The organism is Novosphingobium sp. Fuku2-ISO-50 (assembly GCF_001519055.1).
GTDB lineage: Bacteria > Pseudomonadota > Alphaproteobacteria > Sphingomonadales > Sphingomonadaceae > Novosphingobium.
This window is the reverse complement of the sequence record NZ_KQ954289.1, coordinates 1-16,823: the sequence shown is the minus strand read 5'-3', so window position 1 is coordinate 16,823 and position 16,823 is coordinate 1. Positions and strand designations below refer to the sequence as shown.

The following is a 16,823-nucleotide window of genomic DNA, read 5'->3' as shown; positions in this document are numbered from 1 at the left end:
AAGGAAACGGCATGACCGATGGATTCGACGTAGGCCAGCGCTTGCTCGAACTGCGCCGCCGTGCGGGGCTGTCGCAACGTGCGCTCGCCGCGCGCGCCGAAGTGCCGCATGCCCAGATCTCGCAAATCGAATCAAACCGGATCAGCCCGTCGATCGCCTCGCTGCGCCGCATCCTCGGCGGGCTTGGCCTGACCATGGCCGAATTTTTCGAGCCCGAGCGCAAAGAGGCCGATCAGGTGTTCTTTGCCGCCGAAGAGCTGACCGACCTGACCTCTGCGCTCGGGCGCAGCGACGCGGCGGGCGAGCCGCGCCTGATCATGCGCCAGGTCGGCAATGCGCTCGCCCACGGGTTGCAGATCATGCACGAACGCTATCTGCCCGGCGCCGACACCGGCGAAACCCTGCTCGAACATGGCGCGCACGAAGGCGGTTTCGTCATTGCCGGGCAGATCGAAATCACTGTCGGCACCCAGCGGCGCGTGCTCGGTCCGGGCGAGGCCTTTCTGTTCGACAGCCGCCTGCCCCATCGCTTTCGCAATGCGGGCGACGAAGTAGCCGAAGTCATTTCCGCCTGCACGCCGCCTTATCTCTAAATCTCCCGCCCTTGAGGATGGGCTTCGGCAAATTCGACGTGCCAACCCCGCCGACTTGCGCGATGACAGGGCAATGCATGCCACCATCCCCGACACCCGCGCGATCCTTGACCGCCTGATCGCCTTTCCGACCATTAGCCGCAGCGGAAACCGCGCTCTCGTCGAATACGTCCGCGCGCTGGTCGAACCGGCAGGCGCGCTGGTCGAACCGGCAGGCGCGCTGGTCGAACTGACCGACGATGGGGACAGCGCCAACATGTGGATCAGCGTGGGGCCGGATGACGCGCCCGGACTGGTCCTGTCGGGGCACAGCGATGTCGTGCCGGTTGCAGGCCAGGCCTGGAGCCGCGATCCGTTTGCACTCCATGGCGAAGACGGGCGGCTATATGGGCGCGGGACTGCCGACATGAAGGGGTTTCTTGCCTCGGCGATCCGCACTGTGCTGATCGCGGCGCGCCGGCCGCTGAAAACGCCGCTGCATCTGGCGATTTCCTTCGATGAAGAGATCGGCTGCGTCGGCGTGCGCTCGCTGCTGCCCCTGCTCGCCGCGCGGCCCGTCCGCCCCTTGCTGGTGTGGATCGGCGAACCGACCGGGCTGGCGCTGGCCAACGGGCACAAGGGCAAGGCCGCCTATCGCGTCACGGCAACCGGCCGCGCGGCGCATTCGGCGCTGACCCCGCAAGGGCTCAACGCGATCCATCTTGCCGCCGATTTCGTCGGCGCCTTGCGCGCGGCGCAGCAAGACCTGATCGCGCGCACCGTGCCCGATCCGGCTTATGACGTCGGCTATTCGACGATCCATGTCGGCACGATCCGGGGCGGCGAAGCGCTCAATATCGTGCCTGCGACATGCACGCTCGATTTCGAGATCCGCAATTTGGCCGCCGACGATCCACACGCGATCGAAGCCGTCCTACGTGAACAGGCCGAAGCGATCGTCGCGCCGTGGCGCGCGCGCTTCCCCGAGGCCGCGATCACGATCGAACAGGTCAACGCCTATCCCGGTCTCGACACGCGCCATCCCGCCGCGCTGGCTTTGGCGCGCGCGGTCTCGGGTCACAACGGGGCCGAAATCAAGCTGGCCTTCGGCACCGAAGGCGGGCTGTTTGCGCAAGCGCTTGGCGTACCGGCAGTGATTTGCGGCCCCGGATCGATGGATCAGGGGCACAAGGCCGACGAATTCGTCACCGAGGAGCAAATGGCGCGCTGCGATGCCATGCTGCTGCGTCTGATCGATCGGCTCGAAGCGGGGCTTGGTTCGGAATTTCCGATGCAAGATTGACATTTTTTATCGTTTTGCAAAAGTAAGGCCGCCCCTAAACACGCGCCGTCAAGGTCAAGAGGGATAACAGGCAATGAGCAGCGAAACGGTCGAAACGCTGGTGATCGGCGGCGGGCAAGCGGGCATCGCCACGAGCGAGCACTTGTCGCGCCACGGCCTGTCGCATCTTGTGGTCGAACGCGCGCGGATTGCCGAACGCTGGCGCGCCGAACGCTGGGATTCGCTGGTGGCCAATGGCCCCGCCTGGCACGATCGCTTTCCCAACCAGACATTTGACAGCGCGCCCGATGGCTTTCCCGGCAAGGAAGAGGTCGCCGATTACCTCGCACGCTATGCCGGGGCGATCGATGCGCCGATCCGCACCGGGGTTGCCGTCGCCCGCCTGAGCCGCCGCGCCGACGGGCAGTTCCTGGCCGAAACCGCCGATGGCGACACGATCGTCGCTGCCAACGTCGTGATTGCCACCGGCCCGTTTCAAAACCCGGTGATCCCGCCATTGATCCCCGCCGAAGCGGGCGTGATGCAGATCCATTCGGCGAATTATAAAAACCCCGCGCAATTGCCCGAAGGCGGCGTGCTGGTGATCGGCGCAGGATCGTCGGGCGTACAGATAGCCGACGAGTTGAACCGCGCCGGAAAGCCGACCTGGCTCGCCGTCGGGCCGCACAGCCGCCCGCCGCGCCGCTATCGCGGCCGCGATTTCGTGTGGTGGCTGGGCGTGCTCGGCAAATGGGATCAACCGCCTGCGCAAACCAACGGCACGCATGTCACCATCGCGGTCAGCGGCGCGCATGGCGGGCATACCGTCGATTTCCGCGAACTGGCCAAAGCGGGCGTCACGCTGGTCGGCCGCGCCACCGGCCATGCCGACGGCAAAGTGACGTTTTCCGACGATCTCAAGCAGATCATCGCAGCGGGCGATGACGACTATCTGAACACGCTACGCGAATCCGACGCCTATGTCGCGCATGAAGGGCTCGATCTTCCGCAAGAGCCCGAAGCTTACGCAATCGGCCCCGATCCCGCATGCGTGACCCATCCGCTGGCCTCGCTCGATCTCAAGGCGGCGGGAATCACCTCGGTAATCTGGGCCACCGGCTATGCCTTTGATTATGGCTGGCTCGACATCGACGTGCTCGGCCCCGACGGCGCGCCAAAGCATGTGCGCGGCGTAACCGAGGTGCCGGGTCTCCATTTCGTCGGCCTGCCCGGATTGTGGCGCCGTGCTTCGGCGTTCATCTGGGGCGTGTGGCATGACGCAGCCTATCTTGCCGACCATATTGCCGCGCGCAAAGCGTCGCGCGACGCCGCCTGAGGAGCGAAAATGCCCGTTCATACCCGCATCCGCCCGTTCAACACCAAAGAGACCTACCCCGAGCAAAAGCTCGATAACGACTTGTGCCAGGCGGTCGTCGCCAGCGGGCGCATGGTCTTTGTGCGCGGGCAGATCGCGCAGGATCTCGACACGCGCGAAAGCCTGCATCCGGGCGATGCCACCTTGCAGACGCGCAAGGCGATGGAAAACATCAAGCTGCTGATGGAAGAAGCGGGCGGCGACCTGAGCCACGTCTGCCGCGTCGTCGTCTATCTGATCGACATCCGCTACCGCGAGGATGTCTATCGCGAAATGGGCCGCTGGCTCAAAGGCGTGTTTCCGGTTTCGACCGGGCTGGTGGTGTCGGCGCTGGCGCGGCCCGAATGGCTGGTCGAAATCGAAGCGACGGCGGTGATCCCTTGACCTTTTCGATCGTCGCGCATTGCCCGCGCACCGGGCAGTTCGGCGTCGCGCTGTCCTCGTCGAGCCCGGCGGTTGCGGCGCGCTGTGCGCACGCCCGCGCGGGCGTCGGCGCGGTGGCGACGCAGAATGTGACCGATCCGCGCCTTGGCCCCATCGGGCTCGACTTGCTGGCGCGCGGCCATGACACGGCAGCAACGGTTGCCGCGCTCGAAGCGGTGTCGGGCGACCATGCGCCATGGCGACAGGTCACCGCGATCGATTTCGCCGGGCAAGCGGCCTTCAGCGGCGCGCGCGCGCTGGGCCGCAACGGGCATTGCCTCGGCCCCCATGCGGTCGCCGCGGGCAACATGCTGGCAAGCGATCATGTCCTGCCCGCGATGCTGGCCGCCTTTGCCGCCGATCCCGCCGCCGATCTGGCCGAACGCCTGATCTGCGCTCTCGAGGCGGCCCTCGATGCGGGCGGCGAGGAAGGCCCGGTCCATTCCGCCGGGTTGCTGGTCGTGGCCAGACAGCCCTGGCCACTGGTCGATCTGCGCGTCGATTGGGCCGATGACGCCCCGATCGGCCAATTGCGCGCCCTATGGGCGCTGTATCGCCCGCAAATGCACGACTATGTCACGCGGGCGCTCGATCCGCAGGCGGCGCCGAGCTACGGCGTGCCGGGCGATCTTTGATCCGCATGGCCGCGCGCTTCACGCTGAAACAACTGGGCTATTTCGTCGCCGCCGGCGAAGCGGGCAGCATCACGCTCGCCTCGGACCGGGTGCATATCTCGCAGCCGTCGATTTCCGCCGCGATCGCCCAGCTTGAACACGAATTCGACGTGCAACTGTTCGTGCGTCACCATGCGCAAGGGCTGTCGCTGACCCCGGCGGGCGAGCGCCTGTTGATCGCGGCGCGCGACTTGCTGCGCGCAAGCGATGATCTGGGCGATCTGGCGCGCGACATCGCGGGCGGGGTCGCGGGCCCCTTGCGCGTCGGCGCGTTCCGCACGCTGTCTTCGCTGATCCTGCCCGAACTCGTCGCCGGATTTGCCGCGGCCAACCCGCGCGTCGAGCTGACCATGGTCGAAGACGACGAAGCCGAACTGGTCACCCGGCTGCGCAAGGCAGACATCGATCTGGCGCTCAGCTATGCGCAACGCGCCGACGACATCGCGTTCGAACCGCTCGCGCTGCTGCCGACCTATATCGTCCTGCCTGCGGATCATGCGCGGGCGGGTGCCGGGCGGCTGACGCTCGCCGATCTGGCGCACGAGCCGTTCATCCTGCTCGATATGCCGGTCAGCCGCGACTATTTCCGCTCTCTGTTCGATACAGCGGGCGTGACGATGAGCCCGGCGGCGCGATCGGATCAGCCCGAAACGATCCGCGCCATGGTCGGCAGCGGGCTCGGCTGGTCGCTGATGACCGCGCGCCCGGCGAGCCGCGTCGCGGTCAACGGCCGCCCGCTCGCCTATCTGGCGCTCGCCGACGCGGTGGCGCCGATGCAGCTCGGCCTGCTGACCCATCGCACGGTGCGCCAGACCCGCGCCGCGCAGGAATTTGCCGCATTCTGCCGCGCCCATATCGCCACCGACCGCCTGCCCGGCATGGCCGAGGCACCCGCTTGACGCGGCGCACCATTTTCGCCAAAAACTGTCATACGGCGATGGATTTCCGCCGGGTTTTCGGGCCGAACCGCCTTTACCAAAGGCTGATGATTCCTACCTGACGCCGCATTGGCACCAAGGAGGAATCGTGCCCGATCCTGTTCAAGACCACCCGTTGCAACACGCCGCAGCGGTCCTGCGCTGGGGGCTGATCCTCGTGCCGATGGCGTCGGCGGTGGGCACGCTGTGCGCCGCCTTTCTGTGGAGCCTCGATGTCGCGACGCGCGCGCGCTTCGATCACCCCTGGCTGCTGTTTCTGCTGCCGATTGCGGGCGCGGCGATCGGGCTGCTCTATCACTGGACCGGAAAAAGCGTCGAAGGCGGCAACAATCTGATTGTCGACCAGATTCACCAGCCGGGCGGCGGCGTGCCGCTGCGCATGGCGCCGCTGATTTTCATCGGGACGGTGGTTACGCATCTGTGCGGCGGCTCGGCGGGGCGTGAAGGCACGGCGGTACAGCTTGGCGGCAGTCTGGCCAGCGGGTTTGCCCGGCTGGCGCGGCTCGACGAAGCGGGGCTGCGCGTGATCCTGATGGCGGGGATCGCGGCAGGCTTTGGCGCGGTATTCGGCACGCCGCTGACAGGCGCGGTGTTTGCGCTCGAAGTGCTGGCGCTGGGCCGGATCGAATATGCCGCGCTGATCCCCTGTCTGGCCGCAGGGATCGTCGGCGACTGGGCCTGCCAGGCCTGGGGCATCCATCACACCGCCTATCGCATCGCCACTCCGGCCCTGGGTATTGCTCCGCCCATGCTGCTCAAGGCCGCGCTGGCCGGGGTTGCCTTCGGCCTTGCCGGTCGGATCTTTGCCGAAGCCAATCATACGCTGGGCGGCTGGATCAAGCGGGTCGTGCCGTATGGCCCGGCGCGGCCCCTGCTCGGCGGACTGGCGGTGATCGCGCTGACTTATGCGCTGGGCACGCGCGGCTATCTCGGGCTTGGGGTGTGGTCGCCCAATCCGGCGGACCCGACAATTGCGGGGTTTTTCACTGGGCCGGTCGATCACTGGAGCTGGGCGCTGAAAATGCTGTTTACCGTCGTCACGCTGTCGAGCGGGTTCAAGGGCGGCGAAGTGACCCCACTGTTCTTCATCGGTGCGGCATTGGGCAGCGCGCTTGCCGGAGTCATGGGCGTGCCGGTCGACCTGTTTGCCGGGCTCGGCTTTGTCGCGGTCTTTGCGGGCGCAGCCAATACCCCGTTTGCCTGCACGATCATGGGGCTCGAACTGTTTGGCGCCGCGCATATCGTGCCGATCGCGGTCGCCTGCTTCGTCGCCTATGCCTGTTCGGGACACGGCGGGATCTATCTGTCGCAACGCATCGCCGTGCCCAAGCTGTCCGGCAGTCGCCTCCCGCCCGAGGCCACCTTGCGCGATGTGCGCGCCGGGCGCTGACTCACCCCGGACGCAGCGGCGAAGGCACCGCGAGCACGCGGGGCATGCGCGCGGCCAGGTCGATAACCATTTCGCCGAACAGCCCGTTGGCCCAGGCAAACCATGGCCGGGTGTAGTGCGTCGGGTTCCCCGCCTCGAACGCTTCGTGCATGAAACCGGTGCCCGCGTGGCTGGTCTTGAGCTGGGCAATCGCGCCCGCAACCACGCGCGGATCATCGGATGACAGCGCGCGGATCATCAGCGACATCGGCCAGATCATCCCCAGCCCGACATGCGGCCCACCGATCCCGGTATGCCCGCCCTGCGAAAAAAAATAAGGATTGGCCACGCTCCAGCAGCGCGCCTCGGTGCGGCGAAACAGCGCATCGTCGCGCGGGACGCAGCCGAGATAGGCGAGCGACGACAGGCTCGGCGCGTTGGCATCGTCCATGAACGCGGTATTGCCAAAGCCATCGACTTCATAGGCCCAGACGGCATTGGCACCCTCGCCGATGCGGCCATATTGTGCCAAGGCGCTCTCGACGTCCCCCGCCAGCGCCAAAGCGTCATGCGCCAACGTCGCATCGTGCAGCACGCTGCCCGAAAGCTCTGCCAACCAGCGCAGCGCCTGCACCGCAAACAGATTGGCGGGGATCAGGAACGGATAGACGCAGGCATCGTCGGACGGGCGAAACATCGAATGGATCAGGCCGACCTTGCGCGTCGGCGCGCCCATCCCGCCAAGCATCAGGGTATCGGTGGGGTTGGGCGTCGACCGCTGAAAGCGATAGGGGCTGGTGCCGTCCTTGCGCTGTTCGGTGCGCAAGGTCGCGACGATCACTTGCGCGGCGCGGTGCCATTCGCTGTCGAAGGGCAAAGTATCGCCGGTCGCGCGCCAATAGCCATAAGCCAGCCGCACCACGTGGCACAGCGAATCGATTTCCCATTTCCGCTCGGCCACGCCCGGCCGCATCGCAGTCATGTCCGAAGAGACCCACCACAGCGGCGACCGCGCCGCATTGGGGTCGCGGGCAAAGGCATTGGCATAGGCATCGATCAGCACCGAGCGCGCATGCCGCCCGATCAGCCCGCGATAGAGCCGCTGCAGCGCTGCATCGCCCCTGGCGAGATGGAGATAGCCCCAGACTTGCGCCGAACTGTCGCGCAGCCACATCGCCGGAATGTCGCCGGTCAGGATAAAACTGTCGGCCCGCCCGCCCACAATCCCGACTTCGACCGTGGTATCGAGCGTGTTGGGATAGCAATTGGCGAAGAGCCAGGCCAATTCCGGATCGGCGATCTGCGCCGAAACCCGCGCAATTTCCGCCTCTACCGCAGGGCTCGAAAAGCGCCGGTCTTTGGGCGACGGACGGCGCGAGACGAATTCGGCCGCCTGCGCGCGCGGCGCGGCTTCGGGCAAGACACCCACCCCTTCGGCCAGCGCCAGCGCCACCGCCCCGGCAGAGCCAAGGCGCCTCAGAAACAGGCGACGATCACAAAGGGCAGCAACAGACAGGGTCACGACAGAAAGATCGACTCAAGACTTGGGGGGCCGGGACTCGGGACGACGCCCGAAATCGCGGTTTGGCTGACGCCCCATTTCGAACACCAGATGGCCGCCGCGCGCAAGCATTGCGTGCGCAATCCAGCTTTTGGTCCAGGGTCGCCCGTTCCAGCGCACCGACCGGACATAGACCGCATCGGGCCCGGCACCGGGCGCCTCGATCACCAGCCGCCCGCCCGCCACGGCCAGCTCGGCACGGGGAAACAGCGGCGCGCCCAGGATCCACACTCCGCTGACCGGATCGACCGAATAGAGCCCCAGCGCGCTCAGCACGAACCACGCACTCATCGCCCCGCAATCGTCGTTGCCGGGCAAACCGTCGGGCGCGGCGGTATACATCGTCGCCAACAGGCTGCGCACGCGGCTTTGCGTTTTCCACGGCGCGCCGCACCAGGCGTAGAGCCAGGCAATGTGATGGCTGGGCTCGTTGCCCTGGGCATATTGGCCAACCATGCCGGATATGTCGGGCGGCGCATCGGGCAAGAGCCCGCTGTCGGTGGCAAACAGCGCATCGAGCCGCGCCTCGAACGCCGCATCGCCGCCCATCAGGTCGATCAGGCCGTAAATGTCGTGCTGCGCCCCGAATGTCGCCTGCCAGGCGTTGCATTCGGTAAAATCGGGCCAATGCCGACTGTCATGCCCCAATGCGCGCGGGTCAAACGGTTCGGCCCAGCGCCCGTCGGACAGTTTCGGGCGGACGAAGCCGGTTTCGGGATCGTAGAGCGCGCGCCAGTTGCGCGACCGTGTGCGCAGCTTTGCGGCATCGTCATGCGCCCCGGCCGCATCGGCAATCACCGCCATGGCGTGATCGTCGATCCCGTATTCGATGGTCTTGCTGGCGGATTCACGCACGGTATCGGCGGGAATATAGCCAAGCCGGCGATAGGGTTCGAGACCATGGCCATCATCCTCAAACGCCAGCGCGCGCAGCCGGTGCCACAAGGCGGGCAAATCAAACCCGTCGGCGCCCTTGGCCAGCGCGTCGGCGATGACCACCAGCGAATGCCAGCCGATCATGCAATGCGTCTCGACCCCCTGCAACGGCCAGACCGGCGGCCCAAACGGGCTTTGCAGCGTCATCACCGCCAGATTGCGGGCAAAGCGCGCGTTTTGGGCAGGATCGATCAGCGTCAGCAACGGATGTGCCGCGCGCCAGGTGTCCCACAGCGAATAGGTGCTGTAATTCGTTTCGCCCGGCGCCGCATAGTGGATTGCGCTGTCCATGCCGCGATAGCGCCCGTCGCTGTCGACAAACAGGTTGGGCGCAATCGCGGTGTGATAGAGCGCCGTGGCCATGATCCGCTGCTGATCCGCCGTGCCGCCGGTGACGCGGACCAGACCGAGCCGATCGGCCCATGCCGCGCGCGCAGCGGCGCGCACGCCATCGAAATCCCAGCCGGGGCATTCTGCATCGAGATTGGCAATCGCCCCTTCGACATCGACTCCCGACAAGGCAACCTTGACCAGCACCGGCGTCTTGTCGGCCTCGGGCAGCATGATCGCCATTTTGAGCTGCGCCCCGGCAATGCCGCTGCTGCCCTCCGGCACGGGACCATCGGCGGTAAAGAAGCGGACGTCATCAAGCGGACACGACAGCCGCATGGCAAAGTGGATCTGGCGACCGTCGGCCCATTGGTGGACATGGCGGCTGCCGACGATCAGGTTCGCGCCGACGCGTTGCAGGCTGGCCTCGCTCACCCCCGTATCGGCCGCCGGATCATCGCGCAGGCTCGCGGTATCGGGCGTGGGCTGCGCACCATGCGCAAAATCGATCAACAAGTATCCGGGCGCGGGAAAGCGATAGCGGTGCAACCCCGTGCGCGCCGTCGCGGTCAATTCGACCGCAATGCCGCTGTCTTTGAGGCGCACGGCATAAGCGCCGGGCTCGGCCCGTTCGTCGGCGTGGTCAAACGCCTGGCGATAGCTGCCCTGGGGCCGTTCGCGCGTACCGGGATCGAGCACCAGCGCGCCGATGCGCGGCACGATCAGCACATCCATCAGATCGCTTGCGCCCGTCCCGCTCAGATGATTGTGCGAAAAGCCCATGATCGAAGGATCATCATGGTTGTAGCCCGAACAAGCGTCCCAGCGCCCGGTATCGGTATCGGGCCCAAGCTGCACCATCCCGTAAGGCAGACACGCCGCCGGAGTCGTATGGCCATGTCCGCCCGTGCCGATCATCGGATCGACCGCAGTCACGTCGCCGGCCCCTGCCCCATCCAGTGCCCGCCCCAGCGCGCGCGCTGGCCCGAGCGTCGCGGCAAGCCCCGCTGTCGCCTTGATCAAATCCCGCCGGGTGGTGGTCACGCGCATTCTCCTTGGCGGATCGGCGATAGAGCAGGACCGATGCTGCCAGCAAGGTCATGGACGATTTGCCCGACGCGACGTCAGGATTTCCCCGAAACCTGCTGCGCAATTGTCTCAACCAAACCGCGCGCCTTGAGATCTTCGGCGAATGCAGGATCGCACAGCAGGCCGATCCTGCGGCGAAAGGCATAGCCGGTCACCTCGATCGGCACTGTCCCCGGCACGCCCAGCGAGATCGGCGCCGTGGTGATCCCGAGGCCCGCCGCTACCATCGCGAGACACCGCTCATCGCTCTCGCTGCGCAAGGCAAAGCGCGGACGCACTCCGGCGGCAGTGAAAAACCGGCTGGTATCTTCCAGAATCTCGCAGGCGCGCCGCGCGATCATGATTTCGCTGGCGAGATCTTCGGGCGCGACTTCGCCCGCTTGCGCCAGCCGATGCGCGGCGGGCACGATCATCCGATAGGGTTCTTCCCATAGCGGAAAGGCGACAAGCGCATGTTCGACATCGCGCAACAGCGTCACCGCACAAGCGATCCGCCCGCTGGCAAGGCCCCCGCGCAGTTCATGATCGCTGCCTTCGATCACCTCGACGCCAAACGCGCCAAGCAAAGGCTCGACCACCGCGCGCAAGGCCGGTGCGGCAATCGTGCGGATCGTGCCCAGCCGCAACGTCGGCCAATCGGGCGCAGTCCCCCGGCCAAAGCTGTCGGCGGCGCGAAAGCCGCGTTCGAGATCGCGCGCAATCGCCAGAAACGCGCCGCCCGCCTCGGTCAGCCGGACAAGCCGGCGATTGCGCACAAACAGCCGCGTCCCGACCAGCCGTTCCAGCTCGGCGATCCCCGCCGACAGCGAAGGCTGCGTGATATGCAGCCGAGCCGCCGCCTGAACGAAGCTGCCCGCGTCGGCGACACCGAGGAACTGGCGAATGTGATGGCGCTTTATCATAGATAGAACCTATATGAAGGCGCGCCCATTTTCAATTTCCGACGAAGTCCATGTTCGGGTAATCTCGCCGAAATCGAAAAAAGAGGATGCCATGCGCGCGACGCCTGAATTCGACTTCGGCTTGTCCGAGCAAACCATGATGCTGCGCGATGCGGTCGCGCGCTTTGCCGACGAACGCATCGCGCCGATCGCCGCCGCGATCGATGCCGAGGACCGTTTTCCGCGCGAACTCTGGCCCGAAATGGGCGCGCTCGGGCTCCATGGGCTGACCGTCGACGAAGCCGACGGCGGGCTTGGGCTTGGCTATCTCGACCATGTCATCGCCGTCGAGGAAGTCAGCCGCGCCAGCGCCAGCCTCGGCCTGTCCTATGGCGCGCATTCGAACTTGTGCGTCAACCAGATCCGCCGCTGGGCGAGCCCCGAGCAAAAGGCGAAATATCTCCCCCGCCTGATCAGCGGCGATCATGTCGGCGCGCTGGCGATGTCCGAGGTCGGCGCAGGCAGCGACGTGGTCAGCATGAAGCTGCGCGCCGATCCGGTGCCGGGCGGATTTCGGCTCAACGGCACGAAATACTGGATCACCAACGGCTCGGTGGCCGACACGCTGGTCGTCTATGCCAAGACCGCGCCCGACAGCGCATCGCGCGCGATCACCGCGTTCCTGATCGAAAAGGACTTTGCCGGATTTGCGATCGGGCAAAAGATCGACAAGATGGGCATGCGCGGCTCGCCCACTGCCGAACTGGTGTTCGACGATTGCTTCGTCCCCGAAGACGCCGTGATGGGCCCCTTGCACGGCGGCGTCGGCGTCCTGATGAGCGGGCTCGATTATGAGCGCGTGGTGCTCGCCGGATTGCAATTGGGGATCATGCAGGGCTGCCTCGACACGGTCATTCCCTATGTCCGCGAACGGCGCCAGTTTGGTAAGCCGATCGGCACGTTTCAGCTGATCCAGGCCAAAATCGCCGACATGTATGTCGCGCTGCAATCGGCGCGCGCCTATGTCTATGCCGTGGCGCGCGCCTGCGACAAGGGCCAGACCACGCGTTTCGACGCGGCGGGCGCGATCCTGCTCGCCAGCGAAAACGCCTTTCGCGCGGCGGGCGAAGCGGTCCAGGCGCTGGGCGGCGCGGGCTATACGCGCGACTGGCCGGTCGAACGCTTTTTGCGCGATGCGAAACTGCTCGACATCGGCGCGGGGACCAACGAAATCCGCCGCATGCTGATCGGCCGCGAACTGATCGGAGCACGGGGATGAGGAAAATCCGCCCTTATCACGAAACTCCGCTCAGGATGAGCGGCGTTGGGGACACCATGGACACCCGCCGGAGCATGGCATGAGCGCGCCCGTCATCCCCACCACGCTCGACCACGCCGCGCCCGAGGCGCAAGCGCGCGACGCGCACAACCGCGCATTGGCCGCGCAACTGCGGACCCGCGTAGCGCGCATTGCCGAAGGCGGCGGCGCAAAAGCGCGCGAACGCCACACCGCGCGGGGCAAGCTCCTGCCGCGCGAACGCGTCGAACGCTTGCTCGATCCAGGCTCGCCCTTGCTCGAACTGGGCCAGATGGCCGCATACGGGCTCTATGATGACGAAGTGCCGGGCGCCGGGCTGATCACCGCAATCGGGCGCATTTCCGGGCGCCACGTCATGATCGTGGCCAACGACGCCACGGTCAAGGGCGGCACGTATTACCCGATGACGGTCAAGAAGCATTTGCGCGCGCAGGCGATCGCCGCCGAAAATCGCCTTCCTTGCGTCTATCTGGTCGATTCCGGCGGGGCCAACCTGCCGCATCAGGCCGAAGTCTTTCCCGACCGCGATCATTTCGGGCGGATCTTTTTCAATCAGGCGCAGATGTCGGCGCAAGGCATTGCCCAGATCGCCTGCGTCATGGGCAGTTGCACGGCGGGCGGGGCCTACGTGCCCGCCATGAGCGACGAGACGGTCATCGTGCGCAAACAGGGCACGATCTTTCTCGCCGGCCCCCCGCTGGTCAAGGCCGCGACGGGCGAAGACATCACCGCCGAAGACCTCGGCGGCGGCGATCTTCATGCGCGCAAATCGGGCGTGGCCGATCATCTGGCCGCCAACGACGATCATGCGCTGGCCATCCTGCGCGATATTGTCAGCACGCTGCCCCCGCCGCATCAGGCATCGGTCAACCGCCGCGAGCCAGCCGAGCCGCTGTACCCCGCCGACGATCTCTACAGCCTGATCCCCGAAGACGTGCGCGCGCCATACGATGTGCGCGAAGTCATCGCGCGGATCGTCGACGGCAGCGAATTTCACGAATTCAAGCCGCTGTACGGCACCACGCTGGTCACCGGCTTTGCCCATATCCACGGAATGCCGGTGGCGATCCTTGCCAACAGCGGCGTGCTCTTTTCCGAAAGCGCGACCAAAGGCGCGCATTTCATCGAACTGGCCTGCCAACGCCGCATCCCGCTGCTGTTCCTGCAAAACATCACCGGTTTCATGGTCGGCGGCAAGTATGAAGCCGAAGGGATCGCGCGCCATGGGGCAAAGCTGGTCACCGCCGTGGCCACCGCCAGCGTGCCAAAGATCACCGTGCTGATCGGCGGATCGTTCGGCGCGGGCAATTACGGCATGTGCGGGCGCGCTTATGACCCGCGTTTCCTGTTTACCTGGCCCAATGCGCGCATTTCGGTGATGGGCGGCGAACAGGCGGCAAGCGTGCTGGCCACGGTCCACCGCGACGCCGCGCGCTGGACGCCGGAGCAGGCCGAAGCCTTCAAGGCCCCGATCCGCGACCGCTTCGAGGAAGAAGGCAGCCCGTATTTCGCCTCGGCCCGGCTGTGGGACGACGGGATCATCGATCCGGTGCAGACCCGCGATGTCGTCGGCCTGTCGCTCGCCGCCTGTCTCGAAGCCCCCATACCCGAACGCGCGCAGTTCGGCCTGTTCCGGATGTAGCGTGATGATCCAATCTCTTCTCATCGCCAATCGCGGCGAAATCGCCTGCCGCGTGATCCGTACCGCGCGACGGATGGGCATTCGCACGATTGCCGTCCATTCCGACGCCGATGCGCAGGCGCTCCATGTCCGCATGGCCGATGCGGCAGTGACGATCGGCCCTGCCCCGGTGCGCCAATCCTATCTCGTCGGCGAGCGGATCATCGCCGCGGCGCTGGAATCGGGCGCGGACGCGATCCATCCCGGCTATGGCTTCCTTTCTGAAAACGCCGCCTTTGCGCAAAGCGTGATCGATGCGGGCCTGATCTGGGTCGGCCCCGATCCCGCCAGCATCACCGCGATGGGCCTGAAAGACGCGGCCAAGCGGCTGATGGCCGAGGCGGGCGTGCCGGTGACGCCGGGCTACATGGGCGAAAATCAGGCCCCGGACTTTCTCGCCGCCGAGGCCGCCGCAATCGGCTATCCGGTGCTGATCAAGGCGGTCGCGGGCGGCGGCGGCAAGGGCATGCGGCTGGTCGAAGACCCGGCGGACTTTGCCCAGGCGCTCGCCTCGTGCCAGCGCGAAGCCGCAAGCGCATTCGGCAATCCCCATGTGCTGATCGAAAAATACATCCTCAGCCCGCGCCATATCGAAGTGCAGGTGTTCGGCGATGCGCACGGCAACGTGGTCCATCTGTTCGAACGCGATTGTTCGCTGCAGCGCCGCCACCAGAAAGTGATCGAAGAGGCCCCTGCCCCCGGCATGGACGCGCAAACGCGCGCCGCCTTGTGCGCAGCGGCGGTGCGCGCGGCACGGGCTGTCCAATACCGGGGCGCAGGCACGATCGAATTCATTGCCGACGGCTCGGCGGGGCTCGATGCGAGCCGCATCTGGTTCATGGAAATGAACACCCGGCTTCAGGTCGAACACCCGGTCACCGAAGCGATCACCGGGATCGATCTGGTCGAATGGCAATTGCGCGTGGCGAGCGGCGAACCGCTGCCACTGATGCAAGAGCAGATCACGCTGACCGGCCACGCGGTCGAAGCGCGGCTCTATGCCGAAGACCCGGCGACCGGATTTCTGCCCAGCATCGGGCGGCTCGATCATGTGCGCCTGCCCGAAACCGGGCGCGTCGACAGCGGCGTCGAACAGGGCGATACGGTAAGCCCGTTCTACGATCCGATGCTGGCCAAGCTGATCCGCCACGCGCCCACCCGCGCCGAGGCACTGGACGGGCTGGCCGCAATGGCCCGATCGGTCGAATGCTGGCCGGTGCGCACCAATGCCGCCTTCGTCGCGCGCGCGCTGAGCGATGGCGATGTCGTGGCCGGGCGGCTCGATACCGGGCTGGTCGGGCGGCGCGGCGATGACTGGGCAGCACGCCCCGCGCCCGGCGAGGCGCTGCTGCGGGCCGTTGCCCGGGCGATCCACCCGGCGCCCGCGACGGCGCTGACCGGCTGGCGGCTCAACGCACCGCCCGCCCCCGTCGTGGTGCGGCTCGATGACGGCGACTGCGTTCATGCCGTCACCCCCGGCGCATCCGACAGCGCCGTGATCACGCGCTACAGGAACGGCTATCTGGCAAGCGAGGCAGGCACGACCTGGCTGATCACGCCGTGGCGCCCCGCCGGGGCCGAAGGCGAAGACGGCGCGGGCACGATCCATGCGCCGATGCCGGGGCTGGTCACCTCGGTCATGGTCGCCGCCGGGGATCGCGTGACCAAGGGCCAGACCCTGCTCACGCTCGAAGCGATGAAAATGGAACAGGCGATCAAGAGCCCGCTCGACGGGATCGTCATCGAACTGCCCGTCATCGCCGGGCAACAAGTCGGCGCCGATGCACTGTTGATCCGTGTCGAAAAGGAGCCTGCGTAATGCCCGGTCGTTTCTTTGAAGATTGGGACATCGGCACCCGCATCACGCACCAGCCGAGCCGCACCGTGACCGAGACCGACAACTTGCTGTTTTCGGCGATGACTCACAATCTGCAACCGCTGCACCTCGATGCCGAAACCGCGCGGGCGAGCGAATTCGGCCAGATTCTGGTCAATTCGACGTTTACGTTCGCCTTGTGCATCGGGCTGTCGGTCGGCGACACCACCGTCGGCACGCTCGTCGCCAATCTCGGCTTCGACAAAGTGATCACGCCCAAACCGACCTTCATCGGCGACACGCTGACCTGTCACAGCGAAGTGATCGACCGCCGCGAAAGCCGCTCGCGCCCCGAAGCGGGCGTCGTCACCTTCCGCCACTGGCTGACCAACCAGCGCGGCGAAGAAGCCCTGTCCTGCACCCGCACCGCCCTGATCAAGCGCCGCCCGCCAGCGGCGGAATGACAAGCGGCGTTCAGGTTACATCCTCCCCCCCCCCCCTCGTCATTCCCGCGAACGCGGGAATCCAGTTCTGATGCCTCGTAATTACGCAACCGTTGAGGCTGGATTCCCGCCTTC

General features: G+C 66.3%; 14 protein-coding genes and 1 riboswitch. Of the genes, 11 read left to right on the top strand and 3 right to left on the bottom strand.

Annotated elements, in window-relative coordinates; genetic code table 11:
• The first annotated feature begins 11 nt into the window (after positions 1–11).
• From AQZ50_RS08535 to AQZ50_RS08505, 7 genes are all read left to right on the top strand, one after another.
• A complete protein-coding gene (locus tag AQZ50_RS08535; protein WP_067745486.1) occupies positions 12–593 on the top strand; it encodes a cupin domain-containing protein in 582 nt (193 codons plus the stop codon).
• Positions 594–666: 73 nt separating this feature from the next.
• On the top strand, positions 667–1,875 hold the full coding sequence (argE, locus tag AQZ50_RS08530; protein WP_067745483.1) for an acetylornithine deacetylase: 1,209 nt from the start codon (positions 667–669) through the stop codon (positions 1,873–1,875).
• 73 nt (positions 1,876–1,948) lie between these two features.
• Positions 1,949–3,190: a flavin-containing monooxygenase gene (locus AQZ50_RS08525; protein ID WP_067745480.1), complete on the top strand. Its 1,242-nt coding sequence runs from the start codon at positions 1,949–1,951 to the stop codon at positions 3,188–3,190.
• 9 nt (positions 3,191–3,199) lie between these two features.
• Positions 3,200–3,613 (top strand): RidA family protein, encoded by a 414-nt coding sequence (locus tag AQZ50_RS08520; RefSeq protein WP_067745477.1) that lies wholly within the window; start codon positions 3,200–3,202, stop codon positions 3,611–3,613.
• Positions 3,610–4,287, top strand: coding sequence for a DUF1028 domain-containing protein (locus AQZ50_RS08515; protein ID WP_067745474.1), 678 nt, complete (start codon positions 3,610–3,612; stop codon positions 4,285–4,287). Before AQZ50_RS08520 ends, AQZ50_RS08515 begins: the two co-directional genes overlap by 4 nt.
• Positions 4,288–4,292: 5 nt before the next feature.
• Complete coding sequence (locus tag AQZ50_RS08510; protein WP_067745471.1) at positions 4,293–5,225, top strand: LysR family transcriptional regulator; 933 nt, start codon at positions 4,293–4,295, stop codon at positions 5,223–5,225.
• Positions 5,226–5,250: 25 nt separating this feature from the next.
• Positions 5,251–5,328, top strand: a riboswitch (Fluoride riboswitch).
• 24 nt (positions 5,329–5,352) lie between these two features.
• Complete coding sequence (locus AQZ50_RS08505; protein WP_231730179.1) at positions 5,353–6,654, top strand: voltage-gated chloride channel family protein; 1,302 nt, start codon at positions 5,353–5,355, stop codon at positions 6,652–6,654.
• Between the two features lies 1 nt (position 6,655).
• Here the strand turns inward: AQZ50_RS08505 and AQZ50_RS08500 are convergent, their stop codons facing one another.
• The 3 genes from AQZ50_RS08500 to AQZ50_RS08490 form a co-directional block, all read right to left on the bottom strand.
• Positions 6,656–8,155 (bottom strand): glycoside hydrolase family 125 protein, encoded by a 1,500-nt coding sequence (locus tag AQZ50_RS08500; RefSeq protein ID WP_369801400.1) that lies wholly within the window; start codon positions 8,153–8,155, stop codon positions 6,656–6,658.
• 15 nt (positions 8,156–8,170) lie between these two features.
• Positions 8,171–10,510, bottom strand: coding sequence for a GH92 family glycosyl hydrolase (locus AQZ50_RS08495; RefSeq protein WP_067745468.1), 2,340 nt, complete (start codon positions 10,508–10,510; stop codon positions 8,171–8,173).
• A gap of 74 nt (positions 10,511–10,584) precedes the next feature.
• Entirely contained in the window at positions 10,585–11,451 is an 867-nt protein-coding gene (locus tag AQZ50_RS08490) for a LysR family transcriptional regulator (protein WP_067745465.1), read from the bottom strand.
• A gap of 91 nt (positions 11,452–11,542) precedes the next feature.
• Here AQZ50_RS08490 and AQZ50_RS08485 point away from each other — a divergent pair, with 91 nt between their 5' ends.
• The 4 genes from AQZ50_RS08485 to AQZ50_RS08470 all read left to right on the top strand — a co-directional run bounded on the left by AQZ50_RS08485 (position 11,543) and on the right by AQZ50_RS08470 (position 16,709).
• The gene (locus AQZ50_RS08485) at positions 11,543–12,709 is read left to right on the top strand and encodes an acyl-CoA dehydrogenase family protein (protein WP_067745876.1); all 1,167 of its coding nucleotides are present in this window, start codon (positions 11,543–11,545) and stop codon (positions 12,707–12,709) included.
• A 79-nt stretch (positions 12,710–12,788) separates the two neighbouring features.
• Complete coding sequence (locus AQZ50_RS08480) at positions 12,789–14,390, top strand: carboxyl transferase domain-containing protein (protein WP_067745462.1); 1,602 nt, start codon at positions 12,789–12,791, stop codon at positions 14,388–14,390.
• A gap of 4 nt (positions 14,391–14,394) precedes the next feature.
• A complete protein-coding gene (locus AQZ50_RS08475; RefSeq protein WP_067745459.1) occupies positions 14,395–16,248 on the top strand; it encodes an acetyl/propionyl/methylcrotonyl-CoA carboxylase subunit alpha in 1,854 nt (617 codons plus the stop codon).
• A complete protein-coding gene (locus tag AQZ50_RS08470; protein WP_067745456.1) occupies positions 16,248–16,709 on the top strand; it encodes a MaoC family dehydratase in 462 nt (153 codons plus the stop codon). The genes AQZ50_RS08475 and AQZ50_RS08470 overlap by 1 nt, the downstream gene beginning before the upstream one ends.
• The last annotated feature ends 114 nt before the right edge of the window (positions 16,710–16,823 follow it).